The sequence below is a fragment of the Corynebacterium suedekumii genome (genome assembly GCF_030252185.1).
In the GTDB taxonomy this organism is placed as follows: Bacteria; Actinomycetota; Actinomycetes; order Mycobacteriales; family Mycobacteriaceae; genus Corynebacterium; species Corynebacterium suedekumii.
Genome location: NZ_CP126970.1, coordinates 650,208 through 672,968, shown reverse-complemented (window position 1 = coordinate 672,968; position 22,761 = coordinate 650,208). Strand labels below are relative to the sequence as shown.

Here is a 22,761-nt window from a genome sequence, read left to right as displayed (position 1 = left end):
ACCTGAGCTTTTCCGCCCGATTTTCGGGGCCATGACTGCCGGGCCCTCTGGCACACTTGAGCCATGACGGGCCCGCATCCGAAGAAGTATGTCGCCGCGATCGACCACGGGACGACCTCCACACGCTGTGTCATCGTCGACCACGACGGGGAGGTGGTCTCTTCCGCTCAGGTGGAGCATCGGCAGATCATGCCGCGCCAGGGCTGGGTCGAACATGACGCGATGGAGATCTGGTCGAACACCCGCCACGCCGTCGCCGAGGCGATGGTGGACATCGACGTCTCCCCAGCCGATGTGGTGGCGCTGGGTCTGACCAACCAGCGCGAGACCGCTGTTGTGTGGGACAAGTCGACGGGCCGCCCCATCCATCACGCGATCGTGTGGCAGGACACGCGTACCTCCGCTGTCGCCGGCGATGATCCCCGTCGCTGGCTCGACCGCACCGGCCTGCTGGCCAGTTCCTACTCCGCCGGCCCGAAGATCGCGTGGATCCTCGACCACGTCGACGGGGCCCGTGAGCGCGCCGAGGCCGGGGAGCTGCTCGCCGGCACGATGGACACGTGGCTGTTGTGGAACCTCACGGGCGGGGCGAGCGGTGACGACGGCGAACCCGCCGTCCACGCCACCGACGTCACCAACGCCTCCCGCACCCTGCTCATGGACCTGCGCACGCGGCAGTGGGACGAGGAACTGTGCGCCGAGCTCGGTGTTCCACCGCAGATTCTTCCGGAGATCCGCCCCTCGGTCGGCGAGTTCGGCCACGTCCGCCGCCGAGGCACCCTGTCCGGGGTCCCCATCACCGGTGTACTCGGCGACCAGCAGTCGGCGATGTTCGGCCAGGGCTGCTTCGAGGTCGGCGATGCGAAGAACACCTACGGCACCGGCCTGTTCCTTCTGCTCAACACGGGTACAGAACCGACGGTCAGCGAGCACGGGCTGCTCAGCACCGTCCTCTACGAGATCGACGGGGAGGATCCCGTCTACGCGCTCGAGGGCTCGGTGGCCGTCGGCGGCTCCCTCATCCAGTGGCTGCGCGACCAGCTGGGCATCATCTCCTCGGCCGCAGAGGTGGAACGGCTGGCCGCCGAGGTCGAGGACAGCGGGGGAGTGGTCATCGTCCCGGCGTTCTCCGGACTGTTTGCTCCGCGTTGGCGTTCCGACGCCCGCGGCGTCATCGTCGGTCTCACCCGTTTCGCCGATCGTCGCCACCTCGCCCGCGCGGCCCTGGAGGCCACCGCCCTGCAGACCCGGGAGGTCGCCAGCGCGATGGTCGCCGACTCCGGCATCGAGTTCACCCAGTTGCGTGTCGACGGTGGCATGACCGCCAACGACCTGCTCATGCAGCTGCAGGCCGACATTCTCGACGCCGAGGTCATCCGCCCCGCCAACATCGAGACCACCGCCATGGGCGCGGCTTTCGCCGCCGGCCTGGGCGTCGGCTACTGGGGCTCCCTCGACGAGGTCTGCGGCCTGCAGAAAGCCGACCGCTCCTGGTCGCCCGAGTGGACGGCGCAGGAGCGGGAGGAGATGGTGGCCCGGTGGAACCGGGCCGTCGAGCGTTCCCTGGACTGGGAACAGTCCGGGGAGCCTGACCCGGTGGGCCAGGCGTCCAACTAGGTGAGCTTCACGTCCACGTCACCGGTGGCCGGATCGACGGTGATGTAGCCACCCTGGAAGTCCACTCGGACCAGGTCACCCTCGGAGTACTGGTCGCTGAGCGGCAGGCCCAGCGGGCCGAGGTCGAAGCCCTGGGCGGCCCAGGTGTCGGCGACGGTGCCCCACAGGGCGCGCGCCTGGGTCTCGTCCGAGTCGAGGATGATGCCGTTGTCGAAGAGCGCGTACTGCGTGCCTGCGGCACCGGCGGTCGGGGTGATGCCGCCGCGCGGGTTACCCAGGACCGGGCCGACGGTGGTGGAGACGCGGTTCCAGGTCTGCTCGATCTCGGAGTCGCCCGACATGGACACGAGGGTGTCCACGACCGGCTTGAGGTCGGTGATCTTGACACCGTCGAGCACCTCGACGTCACCGATGCGGGAGACGCCGTCGGGCAGGGAACCGCCGGCGGCCAGGGCCGTGACGGCGATGGCGGCGACGGTGCCGAACACGGCGAGGATGGCGTTGGTGTCACCGTTGGCGGCGCTGCTCAGCGTGGCCAGCGCGTTGTTCGGGGACGGCGCCGGGCGCGTCGGAGCGGGCTGGGTCGGGGCCGGCGGGTTCGGTGCCGGGTTCGACGGAGTTCCCGGGTTCGACGGGGTGCTCGGCGGGGTGGGGTTGGTCGGCTGATCCGGGACGACCGCCCCGCCCTTGATGGCGTTGTACTTGGTCATCGCGTGGGCACGGATGTTGTCCATCTGGGCGTAGCCGTAGCGGCCCGGGCAGGCGTTGTTGTGGGCGTCGCGGTGGGCGAAGATGTTCGGCAGGTTGGCGGTGGTGCCCGCCGGGTACTTCGAGCCCTGGAAGCCCTGGGTGTAGTACTGGTTGCGGCCGGTCGGATTGAAGCCGGAGATCGCGGCCTTCCAGCCGATCATCTCGCCGACGGACTTGATCATGGCGGGGGTCGTCTCGGCGACGTCGTAGTTGCCCATCATGGAGATGCCGAAGGTGCCCTTGTTGAAGCCGCCGACGTGGGCACCCTGGACGGCCTTGTCCAGGCCACCGAAGCGACCCTCGTAGATGGTGCCGTACTTGTCCACGACGGCGTTGTAGCCGATGTCGCACCACCCGAGCTGGCGGGCGTGGTAGTCGTACATGCCGCGCATAATGCCGGCAGCCTGGGCCGGGGTGTAGTTGTTGGAGCCGGCGGTGTGGTGGACGGTGGCGGCGACGACCTTGGGGTCGATGGTGGTGCCTCGGCAGCGCATGCCCTCGTTGGCGCCCCAGCCTGCGCGGGAGACCACGTTGGGCATTCCGTAGGAGGTGGAGGTGGTGGCCAGGTCGATGCCGCCCTCCTGGGCGTTGCCGTCGATGAACACCACGTCGAGATCGTCCGGGGACGCGATGTCCGCGACCGGCTGGATGTCACCGTAGTTGGTGGGCAGGGGAGCCAGTCCGTCGTCGGCGGACTCGACCGGGGCTTCCTCGACCGGGGCCTCCTCCGCGGGCGCGTCATCAGCAATCGGCGCAGCCGGGGCCTCAATGCCGGCCACCGGGGCGGCGGCGGGAGCCTCGGCGGCCGGGGCCTGCTCGGCGGGCGCCTGGTCGTAGGTCTCGATCTCGGGGGCCGGGGCGTCGCCGTAGATGTCGACGCCGGTGATGGAGACCTGGACGGTGTTGGTCGGTTCGACGAAGAGCAGCTCGGTGCCGTTCTCGCCGTTGGGGCCCGACTGGCCGACCGGCTCGGCCGGGTACCACTGGCGCCAGGAGCCGTCGGCGTTCTGGGAGCGGACGAAGGCGGCGATGTCGCGGTCGCCGGTCCAGGTCACCGCGAACATGGAGAATTCTTCGTCGCGGGTGAATTCCTTGACGGTGCGGGGGCCAGGTTCGCCGCCCTGGGCGGCGATGGCGGCATCGTCGACCACGACGTTGTCACCGGAGGCGAAGGATGCGGTCGCCTGGGACACGTCGATGGGGCCGGAGCCGGCGTCCTGGGTCTGGAGGATCTGGTTGCCACCGAACGCGGCGGTGACCACGAGGGCGATGGACAGGACGACAGCCAGCGTCGGACTGACGCTGGCCTGCCGGGACGTGGCGATTCGGCGTCGTTGCTGCACGATGGGAACTCCCTGCAATAGCTGATACACGTGTTATCCGTGAGGTCAACAGTGAACTCTAGTACACAAATGTGCTCAGTGGTACTGGTGTGACTCAGAACGTCTGGCGTGTCGCGCCGCAGGCGCGGGCGTGCGGACGCGGGGTGGGTGTTGCGCACGGTGCGGGGGTGGGGCGTCGATTAGCCTGGTCCGCATGACGGATACCTATGACCTCATCGTGGTGGGCTCGGGCCTGTTCGGCCTGACCGTGGCGGAGCGGGCGGCGAGCCAGCTGGGCAAGCGGGTGCTCATCGTCGAGCGCCGCAACCACCTGGGCGGCAACGCCTACTCGGAGGCAGAGCCGGAGACCGGCATCGAGATCCACAAGTACGGTGCGCACCTGTTCCACACCTCCAACAAGAAGGTGTGGGACTACGTCAACCAGTTCACCGACTTCACCGGGTACCAGCACCGCGTGTTCGCCATGCACGACGGCACCGCGTACCAGTTCCCCATGGGCCTGGGCCTGATCAACCAGTTCTTCGGCCGCTACCACTCCCCGGACGAGGCCCGCGAGCTCATCAAGGAGCAGGCCTCCGAGATCGACTCGGCCGACGCCACCAACCTGGAGGAGAAGGCGATCTCGCTCATCGGCCGCCCCCTCTACGAGGCGTTCATCCGCGACTACACCGCCAAACAGTGGCAGACCGACCCGAAGAACCTGCCGGCCGCCAACATCACCCGCCTGCCGGTGCGCTACACCTTCAACAACCGCTACTTCAACGACACCTACGAGGGGCTCCCCGTCGACGGCTACACCGCCTGGCTCGAGCGCATGGCGGAGCACGAGCTAATCGACGTCTCCCTGGACACCGACTGGTTCTCCGTCCGGGATGAGCTCCGCTCGGCGTCCCCGGACGCCCCGGTGGTCTACACCGGCCCGCTCGACCGCTACTTCGACTACTCCGCCGGCCAGCTCGGCTGGCGCACCCTCGACTTCAACACCGAGGTCCTCGATACCGGCGACTTCCAGGGCACCCCGGTGATGAACTACAACGACGCCGAGGTCCCCTACACCCGCATCCACGAGTTCCGTCACTTCCACCCCGAGCGGGAGGACGTGTACCCGAAGGACAAGACGGTGATCATGAAGGAGTACTCCCGCTTCGCCGAGGAAGGCGACGAGCCGTACTACCCGATCAACACCCCCGACGACCGCGAGATGCTCCTGGCCTACCGCGAGCTCGCCGCCGCCGAGGCCCGCGACAACAAGGTCCTGTTCGGTGGCCGCCTGGGCACCTACCAGTACTTGGACATGCACATGGCCATCGCGTCGGCGCTCACCCTGTTCGAGAACAAGCTCGTGCCGTTCTATGAGGAGGGCGTGGCCCTGGAGCAGGAGAGAGGGCACTAGCCGTATTGCTCTTGGCTGACCGGGTCTCCGGTGGCGGCCCGCCGCATGCGGAAGGGGGTCGGTGGTGAGCGGGTCATGCAATCACCGCCCTCATGCGCGTCTGCGTTGCAGTTCCGATAAAGGGCACCGCACTCGACGTGCGGTCACTGATCCGCCCGGGCATCTGCACGGGACGATCAACGTGCCCAGATCTGGGAAATCAGTACATGTCGGCGGCCCGGGCTGCCCCGACGTTCTGGTCACTGTTGTCGGCGGACGAAGAATCTTCTGATACTGCTCAGGGCAGCGAGGCCCACAACGAGAGGGACCAGAACTGGAAGCGACTTCACGAAGGCCTTTCCATTCTCCATGACCGACGGAAGTCCCAGTTCCGCCAAATCCTGGTCGATCTCTTCCCTGGTCCTCCCGGGGTCTTCTCCGATTACTTCCCTACTGGCTGAGATCTCCGGCTGGTAGAAGGCGGTTCTCCGCATGCGACGGTCGGCCTTTTCAGTCAGTGAATCAATCGCTCTCAACAGTCCCATAACACGGACTGTAGGGAGCTTCGTCCTGTGTGTGGCCAGAAGCGGATGGTCGGCTACCACCGCGTCAGCTGCGTACTCTCGCTCGATTGAAGGGGGGAGTCCGGCCAGGTATGGAAACACGTGGAGGGTGCCACCAGGTCAGTCTGTGGTGCCCTGAGGAGGGCGGGAACCGTCCGTTGCTGCGATCGTATGGCTAGTTTTCGAGCGCCAGAGGGCGGTCCCTGGGGGTAATCCCGGGAGCCCATTCTGAAGGGCTCGTTCTTTGCTCCGGTTGGACTTGTGGGTGAACGTGCCGGGACGGTAAAGTTAACGCCAGGTTAACAACAACGAAAGCGTGAACATTATGATCACTCCTGGCAGCAACATCACCGACCGTTTCGCCATCGTCCGCGAGGACATGCACCGCCGTTACGGTCAGTACTTCTACGCCGACACCATCGACGCGCTGCTCGACGAGAAGATCGCGCAGGCCAAGGCCACGGCCAAGATCGAGACGTTCCTCCCGGTCACCGTCGAGCGCGAGGTCTCCTCCGAGCTGGAGCAGCGCGCCGAGGCCGCCGGTCGTAGCGGTACCGCGCGTCCGGAGATCCTCTTCGTGTGTGAGCGCAACGCCGGCCGCTCGCAACTCGCCTCCGCCATCACGCACCAGGCGGTGGGTGACCGGGTGTTCGTCCGTTCCGTCGGACTCAATCCCTCCGGCGGCATCGACCCGCAGGTCCTCGAGGTGCTGCAGGAGCGTGGCGTGCCCACCGGGCACATGTACCAGAAGGAGATCGTGCCGCGCACGGTCCACCGCGCGTCCGTCGTCGTGCTCATGGGCGTGGACGAGGTCCCGGGCATCCCGGGTGACCGCGTCGTCCGCTGGGACATCGCCGATCCGGCCGGCCAGCCCATCGAGAAGGTCCGCGAGATCGCCGACGACGTGGAGGCCCACGTCAAGAACCTGCTCGACGAGCTGGGCAAGACCAACTTCAACGCCGCCTGATCTACACTCTGACCGGTGTACCCCGGTTCCGGATTCGCCCCAGACGATGCCGTCTGGGGCTTTTTCGCGCCCCTGCCCGGGCAGCTGCCGGGGATGGTCACCGACGTCACCGTCGCTGTGACCACCGTGACCGGCCCTACCGCGATGGCGGTCCTCGCGCTTCTCATCGCGATGGTCGACTACGGGCGCACCCGGCGGTGGGCGGTGTGGCTCCTGCCGGCGGCGGTCCTCGCCGCCAACCTGGCCAGCCACCTGCTCAAGGCACTCATCGGCCGGGAACGCCCACCTGAGGTGTACCGCCTCATCGTGGAGACGAGCCCGGCGTTTCCCTCCGGTCACGCCACCGGGGTGGCGGCGGTGGCGGCGGTGCTCACCCTGTGGTGGTGGCCGCGACACCGCCGGGGAGTCACCGGTGTGTGGGTGGGCGCGGGGATCGTCTGCCTCACGCGCCTGTACCTGGGCGTCCACTGGCTGACCGACATCGTCGGTGGCATCGCGCTGGGAACCGGGGTCGCGCTCGCCGTCACGGGGTGGATGTGGCGGCCTAGAATCGGCGCATGACCACCTGGATGACTCCCTACCTGCAGTTTCCCGGCACAGCCCGGGAGGCGATGACCTTCTACCACTCCGTCTTCGGCGGACACCTCGACCTGCTCACCGGTGCCGAGTTCGGCATCCCGGACGCGGGGGAGACGATCATGCACGCCCACCTGACCATCGACGGCGGATGGAGCGTCCTCGCCTCGGACTGTGAGGACACCGGTGGCACCGGCGACGGGGACCCCTCGCGCAGCCTGTGCATCGGCTCGGACGTGCCCGCCCCGGCGGCGCTCGAGTGGTTCGAGGCGCTGGCCGCGGACGGTGGTGAGGTACTCATGCCGTTGGCGGATCAGGCGTGGGGTTCGGTGTACGGGCAGGTCCGGGACCGCTTCGGCATTCGGTGGATGTTCAATCTCGCTGCGGGATGATGGATGTGGCGTGACCGGCGACACGCCGAAGGGGAACGTGACGTGTCGCTTAAGTTAACGAAAAATGAACGGCTGTGACCTGCGAAAATGTGGAGCGCGTGCCGAAACTCCCAGGACGGATGTTGAAGAATCCCAGCTCGCTCGGCTAAGGTGAACGCTAGGTTAACAAAAGGTGCCGGGAGTTAACCTCCCGGACCGACCCAGCAGACACTGAAACGAAAGCGAGTGATCCCCATGATCGACACCACCTTCTCCCTCGTCCGCCGCGACCTCTACGGCCGCTACGGCCACACCTGCGCCTCGCAGGTCATCGACACCATCCTCGACGAGGTCATCGCCGAGCACGAGGCCACCGCGACCGTCACCGACTTCCTGCCTGTCCTCGTCGCCCGGGAGGCGTCCGAGCGGATCGAGCACTACCTGTGGACCCACGGGGACGTCGGTACGCCACGAAAGCGGATCCTCTTCGCCCACCGCGGTGACGCCGCCGTCGCCGTCCTCGCCGCCGGCTTGGCCCGCCGCCTCTCCGACAACGCCGTCGTGGCCACCGTCGCCGACACTCACCCGGAGAACCGCGAGAACTCCCTCATCGAGTGGATCATCGACGAGCGCGGCCTCGACCACGCCTCCACCGTCACCCGTCGCCAGGACCGGACCCTGGACGCCCCCGACGTCGTCGTCTACCTGGGCATGGACGAGGAGGCCGACCTGCCGGGGCGCCGCTACGTCCACTGGCACGTCGCCTCCACCGAGGGCATGGACATCGAGACCGGCCGTCGCCTCGCCGATGAGCTCGAGGGCGCCGTCGGCCGTCTGCTCGCCGACCTGGACGTCCGGGTCGTCTCCCGTGACGCCGAGCGCCTCGCGGCTTAACCAGGCTGGAAGTAGCTAGAACCCCCGCGACCCGCCGCCGCCGGAGAAGCTGCCGCCCGAGTACCCGGTCGTCGCAGAGGATGAGGAGGCCGCGGATTCGGCGGCCTGCTGGTCCTGGGAGTGCCACGAGTGGACGATCCCGAAGGGGATGTAGTTGCCGTAGCCGTAGCCCGGCCGCCAGCTCGACTCCCACACTGCCGGCGCCCGGCGGTCCTCATCCTCGGACTCGTCGACCCCGGACTCGGCGTAGAGGTGACGTTGGGCGGCCTCGACGAAGACGCGGTGTGCGCTGATGAGGTCGGCGAACTCGTCCATGAACGTCGGCGAATCCAGTCGGGAGCGCAGGTCGAGGATCCGGGAGTCCAGGGCCCCGAGCTGCTCCTTGAGGGTGGGATCCTCGAGAGAGACCTGCGCGGCGAGGGCGTCCTCGTGCATCTCGGTGAGTTCGCGGCGGCGGACCTCGGCGTCGCCGTGCTCCATCCGGGCGAGCGTCTCGATGTTCTCCTCGGCGGTTCTCATCCGGGTGACCTGCTCGTGGGCAGTGGCGATCGCCGTGCGACGGCGCCGGAACTCGGCGTCGTCCGAGTCGGCGGTCAACCCGTCGAGCTCGTCGAAGGTGGTGTTGAGGCCGAGGAAGCCGGTCTTGACGTCCTCCCACTGCCCGCGCAATGCGTCATTGGCCAGGGAGAGGTCAACGAGTGGGCGCGGACGTCGATGGCCTGCAGATCCTGGGCCACGCGACCGTAGTCCCGCTGCACCTCGTCGAACTGGTCCCGGGCGTCGGCGACCTGCTTGCGCCGCATGGACGCGACGGCCACACCGCCGACACCAAGGGCGAGGGCGCCGGTGCCGCCGCCGATGGCCCAGCCGAGCCAGCCGGCACCGCCGTCACCGGAGCCACCGGAACCACCGGAACCGCCGTCGCGCCGGGCGGACGGGTCACCCGAGGCGATCGCGCCCTGGAGCAGGCCGGCGGCCCAGTTGCCGTCGCGCAGCGGGCCCTCCATCCGGTCGAGGATGCCGTCGAGGCGCCCCGAGTCGTAGATGCCCACCGAGGCACAGACGTCATCACCGCAGTACACGCCCATGCGACGCGGGTCGAGGCCGACGGCGACGATGAGCTGGCCTTCGGCCCACTTGTCCCGTTCGGCGGTGATGAGGTCGGAGCGTTCATCCTCGGCGAAGGCGCGGACGGTGTCATTGAGATTGTCGTCATTGTCCGGGAACAGAATGTAGGTCACCTGCGTCACATCCGCGGGCAGGGTGATCTCCGGGGTCTTGTTGCCCAGCATCCGCTCATCGGACTCGGACAGCTCGCCCGCCAGGTCGACGATCTCCACCGACCGTTGGGCCGCCGGGGCCGTCACCTGCCCGGATGCCGGCGCAGGCGTGGCGGCGGTGGCGGGCACGGCGGCGTCGACAAGCAGCGGAGCGGAACCCGCGGCGACGGTGACAGCGGCTGCCACGGCGAGGAGGAGACGTCTCATGCGCCCGAGGATACGGGGCCGGGGGGAGCGTGTGCAGCGCGGAAAACGGGCCGGGGCCATTACCCTTGATGCGAAGATCAGTCGTCGAAAGGCAGAGTCAACCAACCGTGAACGACACCGGAGACCGAAACATGCGGGAGATGCTCCAGCGCATCCTGCTGCCCAGGCGCGGCGAGCCGCATGACGTGCGCAGCCTCTACCTGCAGGAGGCCGAGCAGAACAAGGAGCGCCTGACCTGGGCGGACCGCGTGACCGTCACCGTTCCGGCGGGCGCGGAGGTCTCCTTCGAGACCTACTTCAACGCCTTCCCCGCCAGCTACTGGCGCCGCTGGTCCCAGCTGGACCACGTGCTCCTGCGGATGAACGTCGAGGGCCAGGCCAGCGTCGACGTCTACCGCTCGAAGATCGACGGCACCCGCGTGTCCGTCGACGGGCAGCTGGTCACCGACGACATCGTCGAGTTCAGCATCCCGCTGTCCCACTTCGAGGACGGTGGCTGGCTGTGGTTCGACGTCACCGCGGAGACCACCACCACCATCACCGAGGCCGGCTGGTACGCCGACGTCGCCCCCGGTCCGCAGACCATGCCGGACGGGACGCAGGTCGGGCCCTTCGACAAGCGCGCCACCGTGGGCATCCCCACCTTCAACCGCCCGGCCGACGCCGTCGCGGCACTGCAGGCCCTGGCCGAGGACCCGCTGGTCGACGCCGCCATCGACGCCGTCATCATGCCTGACCAGGGCAACCAGCACCCCGCCGACGAGCCCGGCTACGACGAGGCCGTCGCCCACTTCGGTGACCGCTTCCACGAGTTCCGCCAGGGCAACCTCGGAGGTTCCGGCGGCTACTCCCGCATCATGTACGAGGCCCTCGGTGACGGCGCGGCCGGTGCCGCCGAGTCCCCGTTCATCCTCTACATGGACGACGACATCGAGATCGAACCCGAGTCGATCCTGCGCTCCATCCAGGTCGCCCGCTACGCCGCCAGCCCCATCATCGTCGGCGGCCAGATGCTCAACCTGCAGGAACGCAGCCAGCTGCGGACCATGGGTGAGATCGTCAACCGCGCCGACTTCATGTGGGGCCCGGCCCAGCACGCCGTCACCGACCACGACTTCGCCCGCTACCCGCTGAACTACCTCGGCGACCCCCGCGACGAGAAGGACCCGGACGCCGTCAACTCCCGCGACCTGCACCGCCGCATCGACGTCGACTACAACGGCTGGTGGATGAGCATGATCCCGCGGGTCGTGGCACAGGCCAACGGCCAGCCGCTGCCGCTGTTCATCAAGTGGGACGACAACGAGTACTCCCTGCGCGCCGCCAAGGCCGGATTCCCCACCGTCACGTGGCCCGGCGTGGCCATCTGGCACATGGCGTGGACCGACAAGGACGACGCCATCGACTGGCAGGCCTACTTCCACCTGCGCAACCGCCTCATCGTCGCCGCCCTCAACCATGACGGCCCCGTCGACGGCCTCATCACCTCCCTGCGCAAGTCCACCTTCAAGCACGTCATGTGCCTGGAGTACTCCACCCTGGCCATCCAGATCGAGGCGATGCGGGACTTCCTCGCCGGTCCGGACCACCTCTTCGACATCCTCGAGTCCTCCCTGCCGCGCATCGCCGCGATCCGCAAGGAGTACCCGGACGCCGTGGTCCTGCCCACCGCCGCCGACCTGCCCACCGCCTCCGGCGCGCCGGGCGTGCCCATGAAGGACAAGGGCGGTCGCCTCAACAAGGTCCGCAAGGTCAACTGGCTGCTCAAGGGCCTCAAGCACTCGCTGCGCAAGGAGGACCCGCGCCACCACGACGTACCGCAGGCCAACCTCTCCCCGGACCAGGCCCGCTGGTTCACCCTCTCGCGTCTCGACGGCGCGACCGTCACCACCGCAGGCAACAACGGCGTCGCCTACCGCAAGCGCGACCGCGCGAGGGCGAAAGAACTCCTCGCCGAGACCTGGGGCCTGCAGGACGAGGTCGCCGAGCGCTTCGACGAGCTCCGCGACGCCTACCGCGCCGCCCTGCCGGACCTGGTCAGCCGCGAGTCCTGGGGGGAGATCTTCCGGTGAGCACCGAGGTTGATCTCCTGCTGGGTCTCCAGCGCACCATCGCCCACCGCCCCGGCGTCCTACCGGCCGCGCGGGCCCTGTCACACGTCGGCGAGCACGCCCTCGGCTGGCTCGCCCTGTCCGCCGTGGGCATGGCCGCCGACCGGGAGCGCCGCCGCCAGTGGGCCGCCCTCGGCGTCTCCGCGTTCACCTCGCACGCCGCATCCGTGGTGATCAAACGCATCGTCCGCCGCACCCGCCCCCACGACCCGCGCATCCGCGTCGGTGTGGGCACCCCGTCCCGGCTGTCCTTCCCGTCCTCCCACGCGACCTCCACCTCCGCCGCGATGACCTCCCTGACGGAGATCACCGGCTCGACGGTGCCGCTGGCCTGGATTCCGGTCATGATGATCTCGCGTATGGTCCTGGGAGTGCATTACCCCACCGACACGATCGTCGGCGCCGCCCTGGGCATCGCGACCAGCCGTGCCGTCCACACGATTGAGAGGAAGACCGCGTGAGCGTGAGCAGGGAGAACGAACCGGGATCCACCCCGGCGAGCCAGATCGCCGGCCCCAACGGCGAGGAGGAGCCCACCGGGCTGTTCTACTCCGAGCCGCACACCGAGGGCATCGACAACACCCGTAAGCGCCAGCCCCCGAAGAACCTGGCGGACGCGATGGTCAAGTCGCTGCGCCCGAAGCAGTGGGTCAAGAACGTCCTCGTCGTCGCCGCCCCCGCCGCCGCCGGCGCGGAGGCGCTCCTCGACGGGCGCACGCTTCTCGACGTCCTCCTCGCCTTCGTCGTCTTCTGTCTCGCCGCCTCGTCGATCTACCTGGTCAACGACGCCAAGGACGTCGACGCGGACCGCGAGCACCCCACCAAGCGCTTCCGCCCGATCGCCTCCGGCATGCTGCCGATCAACCTGGCCTACGCGATGGCGGTCATCCTCATCGTCGCCGCCGTCGGCCTGTCCTTCTTCGCCTCCTCCGGCTGGGGCCTGGCCGCCGTCGTCGCCGTCTACATAGCCCTCCAGCTGGGCTACTGCTTCGGCTGGAAGCACCTGCCGGTCATCGACATCGCCCTGGTGTCCTCCGGCTTCATGCTCCGCGCGATGGCCGGCGGTGTCGCCGCCGGCATCGACCTGTCCCAGTGGTTCCTCCTCGTCGCCGCCTTCGGCTCGCTGTTCATGGCCTCCGGCAAGCGCTACTCCGAGCTGCTGCTCGCCGAGCGCACCGGCAAGAAGATCCGCCGTTCCCTCCAGGGCTACACCCCGACCTACCTGCGCTTCGTGTGGACCCTGGCCGCCACCGCCGTGGTGATGAGCTACGCCCTGTGGGGCTTCCAGCTCTCCAACTCCGTCGAGGGCATGGCCGGCGTCTGGTACCAGATCTCCATGGTGCCGTTCACCATCGCGATCCTGCGCTACGCCGCAGACGTCGACCGCGGCCACGGCGGCGCCCCGGACGAGATGGCCCTGTCCGACCGGGTGCTCCAGGCCCTGGCCCTGCTGTGGATCGTGTGCATCGTCATGGCGGTCTACCTCGTGCCCGCCCTCTAGATCCGGCCAGGTAGCTCCTGCGATACCTGTAGGGATATTTCCCCCTGGTAACATCTGCCACCATGACCACAGCTGTTCGGGAGGGCGGCCGCCGGGCGGGCAGCACCAGGTCCGCCACGAGGGCGAGCCGGGTATCCGTCACCGCCCTCACCGGCGGCGTCAGTGCGATCATCTTGGGCGTCCTCGCCTTCACCGGCGGCTGGACCCGCCGCTGGATCAGCGATGACGGCCTCATCGTCCTGCGCACCGTCCGCAACCTGCTCGCCGGCAACGGCCCCGTCTTCAACGCCGGTGAACGCGTCGAGGCCAACACCTCCACCCTGTGGCAGTACCTGATCTACCTGGTCGCCCTGGTCACGGACGCACGCCTGGAGATCATCGCGATGTGGCTCGCGCTCATCCTCACCACCATCGCACTGGCCGCGGCCGCGTGGGGCACCACCCTGCTCCACCGCCGCCACCGCGCCCTGGTCCTCCTGCCCGTCGGCGGCCTCGTCTACCTCGCGCTGCCGCCGGCCCGGGACTTCGCCACCTCCGGCCTGGAATGGGGACTGAGCGTCTGCTGGATCGCCGTGATGTGGCTCCTGCTCATGACGTGGGCGCAGCCCGCCCGCCCGGTCGGCCGCCACCAAGCCGGCGGTGACCGGGACCTCATCGTCTACGGCGTCGCCGCCTGGGCGGGTCTGTCCTGGCTCGTCCGCCCGGAACTCGCCCTCTACGGCGGTCTCGTCGGCCTCCTGCTCCTGTTCGCCGCCCGCTCCTGGCGGGTCCGCGGCCTCATCCTCGCCGCCGCACTGCCGATCCCGGCCGCGTACCAGATCTTCCGGATGGGCTACTACGGGCTGATCACCCCGCACACCGCCGTGGCCAAGTCCGCCGGCGACGCCCAGTGGGCCGAAGGATGGGACTATCTGCGCGACCTCGCCGACCCCTACCACCTGTGGGTCGCCCTCGCGCTGGTGCTCGCCGTCGCCGCCGTGATGCTGTGGCGACTGTCCGTCTCTGACGCGCCCCCTGCGGCTTCCGCAGACGACCGCTCCCCGCTGCGCACCCCGGCCGTCGGCGTGGTGCTCATCCTGCTCGCCGGCACCCTGCACCTGCTCTATGTCCTGCGCGTCGGCGGGGACTTCATGCACGGTCGGATGCTGCTGCTGCCCATCTTCGCCCTGCTGCTCCCGCTGGCCGTCGTCCCCGTCATCGACCTGACCCATCCGCGGCGGATCTTCGACGTGCTCCTCGGCGCCGGTGTCGTGGCCGTGTCCTGGTGGGGGATCGCCACCGTCATCGACGGCCACGAACTCGACTGGGAGACGGAGTACGAGGGCGACCTCGGCATCGTCGACGAACGGGACTTCTGGGCCTACGCCACCTTCCGAGAGCAGGGGGACCCGCCGCTGGTGGCCGAGGACTTCCGCAGCGCCCTGGCGATGAACGACTACGTGGACACCGCCACCCGCACCGTCGACGAGGACGCGGCCCTGATGTACCAGTTCCGGCTGGACCAGGAGAGCTACTCCTGGGGGATCAGCCCCCGCCCCGCGGAGCCGCCCGCCGAGGATCCGTCCGGGCTCAGCCAGCTGCCGCCCACCGTCTACCACCTCAACCTGGGCATGACGAGCATGAACGCCCCGCTGGAGCTGCGCGTCCTGGACACCGTGGGCCTGACCACCCCGCTCGCCGCCCGGCAGCCCCGCGACCCGGACGCCCGCGTCGGCCACGACAAGTGGCTGCCCTTCGACTGGCAGGCGGCGGACACGGCGACGGCCCTCGAGGATCTGCCGCCCTGGTACGACAGTGACGCCGTGGCCAAGGCGCGCCAGGCATTGCAGACCCCGGAGATGGCGGAGCTGTTCGCCACCTACCGGGCGCCGATGACCATGTCCAGGTTCCTGGACAATCTGGCTTTTTCGCTCACAGCGGGACGTACGTTGGAATTCAGTCTCGACGCAGACGAGGTCATCGAGGATTTCGGCCCCACAGACCCCGCCACCCCCGTGGCGTGGCCGATGAATATAAATGCCGAACCGCGCAGGTGAGACCGCAAAATGGTCACGAACCGATAACAAACAAATGAGTAATCGGAAACAATCTGGTCTATGCTGTCTCCAGCTGACTGTGGAACCGCCTGTGGGCCGGAGCGTCCGGGACTGTTTCGGACTGTTAACGAATGTCCAGCCGGCACCGATAGACCCCGATAGATCCACAGTGCGTCCAGAGCACGACCGTTGAGCCGAGGAGAACAATGACCTACCAGACCGGAGCCCGCCGCGCGGGCCTCATGATCATCGCGGTGATCGCCGCCGTCGCCACCGCACTCGCCCTCATGGTGACCGTCGGCGCCGGCACCGCCAACGCGAACAACCGCGGCTGGCTGCGCCCCGACGCCACCGGTTCCTGCGACTGGGACGCCGTCGGCTTCGGCGTCCAGCGCTGTGACGTGTACTCCCCGTCCACCGGCCACAACATCACCGTCCAGGTGCAGCCCGCCGGCCGTGGCGGCAACGCCGGCTTCTACCTCCTCGACGGTCTGCGCGCCACCAACCACGCCAACGCCTGGACCGTGGACGTCAACGCCCCGCAGGTCTACAACGACACCAACATCACCCTCGTGATGCCCGTCGGCGGTGCCGGTTCCTTCTACGCTGACTGGCAGGGCCCGGCCACCTACGACCTCAACAACCCGGTCACCTACCAGTGGGAGACCTTCCTCACCAACGAGCTGCCGGGCTACCTGCAGCAGCACTTCGGCGTCGCCCCGAACAACAACTCCATCGCGGGTCTGTCCATGGGTGGCACCGCCGCCCTCAACCTGGCCGCCAAGCACCCGGGCCAGTTCCGTCAGGCCCTGTCCTGGTCCGGTTACCTCACCCAGACCATGCCGGGCATGCAGACGATGATGCGCGTCGCCCTGCTCGACGCCGGTGGCTTCAACCTCAACGCCATGTACGGCACCATGATCGAGCCGCGTCGCTACGAGAACGACCCGTTCCTCAACATGGGCGGCCTGGCCAACACCGACGTCTACATCTCCGCCGCCACCGGTATCCCCGGCCCGGAGGACGCCCACTACCCGGCCAACCTCAAGCTCTCCGGCGCACCGCTCGAGATGCTCGCCCGCGTCTCCACCCACCTGTGGGAGGGCAAGGCCCGTCTGCAGGGCCTCAACCCGACCGCCGACTACCCGGTCACCGGCATCCACAACTGGACCCAGTTCGGTAGCCAGCTGCACAAGACCAAGCCGCGCGTCCTCGACGTGATGAACGCCTGGTAAGTGCCACGAGACGGCCCCGGAGGACATCCTCCGGGGCCATTTTGTTCTTTCGGGCACATTCCGTCGGTGTGTCCCCACCCAAACTCTCAAGTTCAACTTAAAGTTGATCTCGACCTGCGGGACGTACCCGCGGCCGGGCCCACACCCGGTCGAGGAGATGATCCCGCACAGGCGACAGAACCGAATATGGCATCCGACCACGCACGACGGTGGCCGGGACAGCACCGCGGTGAGTGACGCGGGCGTCGACAAGCGAGAGATCCCGGGGGAGGGGAACCCCGGGGCCCACGCTGACGCCCCGCGCACCCTGCGGCGTTGCACCGGCCCGTGCCCTCGTCCGTGGGCGGAACCGCGACACCGACCTCCATCACAGAGAACCAGGACCCTCCACATGCGCGACACCGCATCCCGTTCCCCACAGCGCCGCCACCGCAACCGCGCCTGGCTGGCCGCCGCCGTCCTCCCGACCACTCTCGCCCTCGGCGTCTCGCTCGCCCCGGCCGCCACGGCCCAGAGCAGTGGCAGCTCCTTCTCGGACCAGATCCGCCCGTCCGACCCGCCGCAGCGCACCCCGATCTCCACCGAGTACCCGAGCGTGGACAACCTCCCCGCCGGCGTCGAGGTCGACCGCGTCGAGTGGATCACGGATCGTCGTATCGCCATCTTCATCAAGTCCGCCGCCATGCCCGGCGAGCTCATCCAGGTCCAGATGCTCCTCGCGCGAGACTGGCACTCCAGCCCCGACCGCGACTTCCCGGAGGTGTGGGCCCTCGACGGCCTCCGCGCCCGCGAGGACGAGAGCGGCTGGACCATCGAGACCAACATCGCGCAGTTCTACGCCGACAAGAACGTCAACGTCATCCTCCCGGTCGGCGGCGAGTCCTCCTTCTACTCCGACTGGCAGCGGCCCGACAACGGCAAGCACTACATGTGGGAGAGCTTCCTCATCAACGAGCTCATCCCCACCCTGGACAACGGCTTCCGCTCCAACCAGAAGCGTGCCGTCGTCGGTCTGTCCATGGGCGGCACCGCCGCGATGAACCTCGCCCAGCGCCACCCGCACATCTTCGACTTCGTCGGCTCCTTCTCCGGCTACCTGGACACCACCTCCACCGGCATGCCGGCCGCCATCAAGGCCGCCCAGGCCGACGCCGGCGGCTACAACTCCGACAACATGTGGGGCCCGCCGAACCACCAGGACTGGATCGACCACGACCCGAAGTACGGCATCGAGAACCTCAAGGACATGTCCGTCTACGTCTCCGCCGGCTCCGGCACCGACGACTTCGGACGACCGGAGTCCGTGGCCACCGGCCCGGCCAACCCCGCCGGCATCGGTCTCGAGGTCCTGTCCCGCATGACCAGCGACACCTTCGTCCGGAAGGCCCGGGAGGCCGGGGTCGAGCCGATCGTCCACTTCCGCCCCTCCGGTGTCCACGCCTGGCCCTACTGGCAGTTCGAGATGTCCCAGGCCTGGCCGCACATCGCCAACGCCCTCCAGCTCTCCGAGGACGACCGCGGCGTCGACTGCACCACGGGCGGCGCCATCGCCCCGGTGGCCGCGAACGTGAGCGGCACCATCGGCGGCTGCGTGACCAACGAATACCCCGTCGGCGACGACGGCGCCCGCCAGGACTTCCGCAACGGCTCCGTCTACTGGTCCCCGGACACCGGCGCCCACGCCCTCTTCGGCCGTATCCACGCCCGCTACCAGGCGGTCGGCGGACCATCCAGCTGGCTCGGCTTCCCCACCACCGGGGAGAAGACCACCCCGGACGGCAAGGGCCGCTACGTCCACTTCGAGAACGGCTCCATCTACTGGACCGTGGGCACCGACGCCTGGGAGATCCCCGGCGACATGTTCAACTACTGGGGCACCACCGGCTGGGAGGGCGGCCCGCTGGGATACCCGACCGGTGCAGCCGAGGAGATCAACGGCGGATTCGTCCAGCCCTTCCAGAACGGCTCCGTCGTCCGTACCCCGGAGGGGGAGAACCACTGGGTCCGCGGCGCCATCGCCGCCAAGTACGGCGAGCTGGGCACCGCCGCCCACGAACTCGGTTTCCCCACCTCCGATGAGAAGCTCATCCGCGGCGGCGCCTTCCAGGAGTTCCAGAACGGCAACATCTACTGGTCCGCCGGCACCGGCGCCCACGTCATCAAGTACGGCAAGATCTTCGACGCCTGGGGTGCCAAGCGTTGGGAGCAGGGCGAGTTCGGCTACCCGACCGCCGACCACGCCGCCATCCCCGCCGGCGGTGAGGTCGTCGAATTCCAGAACGGCACCATCCGCGAGATCTTCGGCCGAGTCCAGGAGGATCTGAACTAATCATGCGTACACCGGTAACAACCGGGTTGATCGCCGCCACCCTCATCGGCGCCCTCAGCCTCACCGCCTGCGGTGGAGCCACCGTCGAGGACACCGGGGCCACCGCCACCTCCGTGGCACCGCTCGACCGTGCCCCGCGGTCCACCGAGGCCAGCTCCGAACAATCCTCCGAGAAGGAGGCGGAGGACGCCGACGAGTCCGCCGCCGCATCCTCCTCACGTGAGCCCGGCCCCGACCGCCCCGCAGCACCGCAGCCCCAGGACCAGGGCGCCCGCGAGGTTGACGAGGTCCCCGCCCAGGAGGCCGCGCGGTCCCCGCAGGACGTCGACTACCTCGGCGCCCTCACCGACCAGGACATCGACGTCGCCGGAGTCGAGGACCAGCTCATCGGCACCGCCACCGTCGTCTGCAACCCCGAGGGCACCGGCATCGACCAGGCCACCGTCCCGGCCGTGGCCGGGCAGCTCGTCGAACAGGGCCGCACCGACAAGTCCGCCGAGGAACTGACGCAGCTGATTGTGGATAACGCGCGTCAGGCGTACTGCTAGAGCAATGAGAAAAGTACTCACCGTCCTGGCGGTGCTGATCCTGGTGCTCGTCCTCGGCGTCGGAGCCATCCAGTGGTTCCGGACCAACACCGACGTTCCCCTGCCCCCGGAGGCGGAGGAACCGGTGGAGGAGCTGCTGCAGCCCGACTGGTGCCCGGCCGTGGAGTTCATCTCCGCGCCCGGCACCTGGGAATCCGCCAAGGGTGACGATCCCGTCAACCCCACCGCGAACCCGTGGAGCTTCATGCTCTCGGTCACCCAGCCGCTGCAGGAGCGCTACTCCCCGGAGGACGTCAAGGTGTGGACCCTGCCGTACACCGCGCAGTTCCGCAGCGTGAACTCGCCGAACGAGATGACCTACGACGAGTCCCGCCAGGAGGGCCTGGCCACCCTGGAAACCGAGCTGGTTACCATGCACGACCAGTGTCCGTACACCGACTTCATCCTCGCCGGGTTCTCCCAGGGCGCGGTGATCATCGGTGACGCGGTGAACAGGATCGGCCACGACAACGGCGCTGTACCGGCCGACCGCATCAGGGGTGTTGCCCTGGTCGCGGACGGACGACGGGAACCTGGTGTGGGCCAGGTCCCCGGCAACCCGGTCGCCGGCGTCGGTGCCGAGGTCTCCCTCGAGGCCCTCAACCTGCTCGTCCAGCCCATCGTCCCCGGTGCCACCATGCGCGGCCCGCGCGACGGCGGTTTCGGCTCCCTGCAGGACCGCACCTTCGACATCTGCGCCCCCGACGACAGCATCTGTGATGCCCCGCTGGGTGTCGGCAACGCTCTGGAGCGGGCCCAGCAGCTGGCCGCCGCGAACGGGGTCCACGCCCAGTACGCCAGCAACCCCAACGTGATTCCCGGCACCACCACCAACGCCTGGATCGTTGACTGGGCCACCGGCCTCATCGACCAGTGAGCCAGGTAACCTCTAGAGGTAACGGAACTGTCACGACGATGGACTAACAGGTGGCGGGACCGCTCTGTTACGTTGGCACGTAAAACCATATAGACACAGTTCACCACCACCACAGCACCACCGCACCGCACCGCCGCCGGCAAGGCACGGTACGGCACACAGAAGGAGAAGCATGGATCTGAAAGCGGCGATGAGCCAGTTCTTCAATGACAAGGGCGAGATCGTTCTCGCTCCCCAGCTCACGCTCGCCGGACTGGCTGAGCTGATGTACCAGGGCGATCTGCAGCTCGGTGGCGGTGAACGACCCTGCCTGCGCTTCTGGGACTTCTCCGAATCCCGCGAGGGCGCCCCGGTGGACTTCACCCGCACCGAGATCAACACCCGCATCAAGGCCGTCGCCGCCCGCCTGCAGCAGGTGGGCAAGATCGGCGACCGGGTGGCCATCCTGGCGAACAACTCCCCGGAGTACATCTTCGGCTTCGTCGGTGCCCTGTACGCCGGCATGACCCCCGTGCCGCTCTACGATCCCTCCGAGCCCGGCCACGCGGACCACCTCAAGGCCGTCTTCGCGGACTGCGAGCCCTCCTTCGTGCTCACCAACACCGGCTCGGCCCAGGCCGTGCGCGAACACTTCACCGAGATCCCCTCCCGGGAGCGCCCGCGCATCATCGCCGTGGACACCCTGCCGGACACCCTCGCCCCGTCCTACATGAACCCCATGATGACGCTGCAGGGCCAGCAGCTCATGGCCTCGGCGACCACCATGCCCGTCGACCAGCCGGCGTTCCTGCAGTACACCTCCGGCTCGACCCGTACCCCGGCCGGCGTGCTGCTGACCAACCGCTCCATCCTCACCAACGTGCTGCAGATCTTCACCGCGGCCCGCCTGCGCACCCCGCTGCGCCTGGTGTCCTGGTTGCCGCTGCACCATGACATGGGCATCATCCTGGCCACCTTCGTCACCATCCTCGGCCTGCCCAACGAGATCATGACCCCGCGTGACTTCATCCAGCAGCCCAAGCGCTGGGTCGAGCAGCTCACCCGCCGTGACGGCGACGACGGCGTGTCCGTCTACACCGTCATCCCCAACTTCGCCCTCGAGCTGGCCGCCCGTTACGGCGCCCCGAAGGACGGGGAGACCTACGACTTCTCCGCCGTCGACGGCATCATCATCGGTTCCGAGCCGGTCACCGAGAAGGCCCTGGAGTCCTTCTACTCCACCTTCGGCCAGTACCAGCTCGAGCGCACCGCCCTGCGTCCGTCCTACGGCCTGGCGGAGGCCTCCCTGCTGGTGACCACCCCGCAGACCACGGAGCGCCCGCTCATCTCCTACTTCGACCGCGATCAGCTGGCCGAGGGCACCGCCGTCACCGTGGACAAGGACTCCGACAAGGCCGTCGCCTTCGCCTCCAACGGACAGGTCGTCCGCCCGCAGGCGCTGACCGTCGTCGACCCCGCCACCCGCGCCGAGCTGCCGGACGGTCAGGTCGGCGAGCTGTGGGTCAAGGGCGACAACCTCGCCGCCGGCTACCTCGGCCGCGAGGAGGAGACCGCCGCCACCTTCCACAACACTCTCGGTGAGCGCCTGGCCGACGGCTCCCGCGTCGACGGTGCCCCGGACGACGGCTGGATGGCCACCGGTGACCTCGGCGTGATCGTCGACGGCCACACCTACATCACCGGCCGCCTCAAGGACCTCATCGTCATTGCGGGCCGTAACCACTACCCGCAGGACATCGAGTTCACCGTCATGAACGCCACCGACCATGTCCGCCCGGACTCGGTCGCGGCCTTCTCCGTCGAGGGCGATGACGTGGAGAAGCTCATCCTGGTCATCGAGCGCGACGACAAGGCGGACGCCTCCGGTGACGCCGCGGCCACCGAGGCCGTGCGTGCCGCGGTGACCTCCGCGCACGGTGTCACCCCGGCGGACATCCGCTTCGTCGGCCCGAACGAGATCAACCGCTCCTCCGCGGGCAAGATCGCCCGTCGCGTGGTGCAGAAGGCCTACCTCGCGGGCTAGTGGCCCGGATCCGCACCGCCGCCGGTGTAACACGCAGCAGCACACCGGCGATACAACTCTCCAGCGGATAATCAGGGCCCGCCCATCAGGGGCGGGCCTTCCGGCGGGTTCCCCGCCAATAC

At 68.5% G+C, this 22,761-nt stretch carries 19 protein-coding genes; 15 read left to right on the top strand and 4 right to left on the bottom strand.

Going from position 1 to position 22,761, the window contains the following annotated elements:
* Window positions 1-63: 63 nt before the first annotated feature.
* On the top strand, window positions 64-1,617 hold the full coding sequence (gene glpK, locus QP029_RS03275) for a glycerol kinase GlpK (protein ID WP_284875439.1): 1,554 nt from the start codon (window positions 64-66) through the stop codon (window positions 1,615-1,617).
* On the opposite strand, the gene QP029_RS03270 is transcribed toward glpK, so the two are convergent.
* Entirely contained in the window at window positions 1,614-3,710 is a 2,097-nt protein-coding gene (locus QP029_RS03270) for an N-acetylmuramoyl-L-alanine amidase (RefSeq protein ID WP_284875438.1), read from the bottom strand. The genes glpK and QP029_RS03270 overlap by 4 nt on opposite strands.
* A gap of 193 nt (window positions 3,711-3,903) precedes the next feature.
* Between QP029_RS03270 and glf the strand changes: the two genes are divergently transcribed.
* Window positions 3,904-5,103, top strand: a complete 1,200-nt coding sequence (gene glf, locus QP029_RS03265) for a UDP-galactopyranose mutase (RefSeq protein ID WP_284875437.1) — start codon at window positions 3,904-3,906, stop codon at window positions 5,101-5,103.
* Between the two features lie 239 nt (window positions 5,104-5,342).
* Here the strand turns inward: glf and QP029_RS03260 are convergent, their stop codons facing one another.
* Window positions 5,343-5,627 (bottom strand): hypothetical protein, encoded by a 285-nt coding sequence (locus tag QP029_RS03260; RefSeq protein WP_284875436.1) that lies wholly within the window; start codon window positions 5,625-5,627, stop codon window positions 5,343-5,345.
* A 343-nt stretch (window positions 5,628-5,970) separates the two neighbouring features.
* On the opposite strand from QP029_RS03260, the gene QP029_RS03255 reads away from it, so the two are divergent.
* From QP029_RS03255 to QP029_RS03240, 4 genes are all read left to right on the top strand, one after another.
* Window positions 5,971-6,612 (top strand): arsenate-mycothiol transferase ArsC, encoded by a 642-nt coding sequence (locus tag QP029_RS03255; protein WP_284875435.1) that lies wholly within the window; start codon window positions 5,971-5,973, stop codon window positions 6,610-6,612.
* 15 nt (window positions 6,613-6,627) lie between these two features.
* Entirely contained in the window at window positions 6,628-7,173 is a 546-nt protein-coding gene (locus QP029_RS03250) for a phosphatase PAP2 family protein (RefSeq protein ID WP_284875434.1), read from the top strand.
* Window positions 7,170-7,580, top strand: coding sequence for a VOC family protein (locus tag QP029_RS03245; RefSeq protein WP_284875433.1), 411 nt, complete (start codon window positions 7,170-7,172; stop codon window positions 7,578-7,580). Before QP029_RS03250 ends, QP029_RS03245 begins: the two co-directional genes overlap by 4 nt.
* 234 nt (window positions 7,581-7,814) lie before the next feature.
* On the top strand, window positions 7,815-8,453 hold the full coding sequence (locus QP029_RS03240; RefSeq protein WP_284875432.1) for a three-helix bundle dimerization domain-containing protein: 639 nt from the start codon (window positions 7,815-7,817) through the stop codon (window positions 8,451-8,453).
* Window positions 8,454-8,468: 15 nt separating this feature from the next.
* Here QP029_RS03240 and QP029_RS03235 read toward each other — a convergent pair whose 3' ends face one another.
* Both QP029_RS03235 and QP029_RS03230 read right to left on the bottom strand, forming a co-directional pair.
* Window positions 8,469-9,122 carry a hypothetical protein gene (locus QP029_RS03235; protein ID WP_284875431.1) on the bottom strand — a complete coding sequence of 218 codons (654 nt, stop codon included), beginning with the start codon at window positions 9,120-9,122 and terminating at the stop codon, window positions 8,469-8,471.
* Window positions 9,047-9,940 (bottom strand): DUF5129 domain-containing protein, encoded by an 894-nt coding sequence (locus QP029_RS03230; protein ID WP_284875430.1) that lies wholly within the window; start codon window positions 9,938-9,940, stop codon window positions 9,047-9,049. The genes QP029_RS03235 and QP029_RS03230 overlap by 76 nt, the downstream gene beginning before the upstream one ends.
* 131 nt (window positions 9,941-10,071) lie before the next feature.
* Between QP029_RS03230 and QP029_RS03225 the strand changes: the two genes are divergently transcribed.
* The 9 genes from QP029_RS03225 (at window position 10,072) to QP029_RS03185 (ending at window position 22,639) form a co-directional block, all read left to right on the top strand.
* Window positions 10,072-12,012, top strand: a complete 1,941-nt coding sequence (locus tag QP029_RS03225; protein ID WP_284876138.1) for a glycosyltransferase — start codon at window positions 10,072-10,074, stop codon at window positions 12,010-12,012.
* The gene (locus QP029_RS03220; protein WP_284875429.1) at window positions 12,009-12,512 is read left to right on the top strand and encodes a phosphatase PAP2 family protein; all 504 of its coding nucleotides are present in this window, start codon (window positions 12,009-12,011) and stop codon (window positions 12,510-12,512) included. Before QP029_RS03225 ends, QP029_RS03220 begins: the two co-directional genes overlap by 4 nt.
* Window positions 12,513-12,592: 80 nt before the next feature.
* Entirely contained in the window at window positions 12,593-13,552 is a 960-nt protein-coding gene (locus QP029_RS03215; RefSeq protein WP_432418716.1) for a decaprenyl-phosphate phosphoribosyltransferase, read from the top strand.
* A 62-nt stretch (window positions 13,553-13,614) separates the two neighbouring features.
* Window positions 13,615-15,588 (top strand): arabinofuranosyltransferase AftB family protein, encoded by a 1,974-nt coding sequence (locus QP029_RS03210; protein ID WP_284875428.1) that lies wholly within the window; start codon window positions 13,615-13,617, stop codon window positions 15,586-15,588.
* A 206-nt stretch (window positions 15,589-15,794) separates the two neighbouring features.
* Entirely contained in the window at window positions 15,795-16,823 is a 1,029-nt protein-coding gene (locus QP029_RS03205; RefSeq protein ID WP_284875427.1) for an alpha/beta hydrolase, read from the top strand.
* A 391-nt stretch (window positions 16,824-17,214) separates the two neighbouring features.
* The gene (locus QP029_RS03200; RefSeq protein ID WP_284875426.1) at window positions 17,215-19,152 is read left to right on the top strand and encodes an alpha/beta hydrolase-fold protein; all 1,938 of its coding nucleotides are present in this window, start codon (window positions 17,215-17,217) and stop codon (window positions 19,150-19,152) included.
* Between the two features lie 2 nt (window positions 19,153-19,154).
* Entirely contained in the window at window positions 19,155-19,700 is a 546-nt protein-coding gene (locus QP029_RS03195) for a hypothetical protein (RefSeq protein ID WP_284875425.1), read from the top strand.
* 4 nt (window positions 19,701-19,704) lie between these two features.
* A complete protein-coding gene (locus QP029_RS03190) occupies window positions 19,705-20,616 on the top strand; it encodes a cutinase family protein (RefSeq protein WP_284875424.1) in 912 nt (303 codons plus the stop codon).
* Window positions 20,617-20,788: 172 nt separating this feature from the next.
* Window positions 20,789-22,639 (top strand): FadD32-like long-chain-fatty-acid--AMP ligase, encoded by a 1,851-nt coding sequence (locus tag QP029_RS03185; protein ID WP_284875423.1) that lies wholly within the window; start codon window positions 20,789-20,791, stop codon window positions 22,637-22,639.
* Window positions 22,640-22,761: the final 122 nt, after the last annotated feature.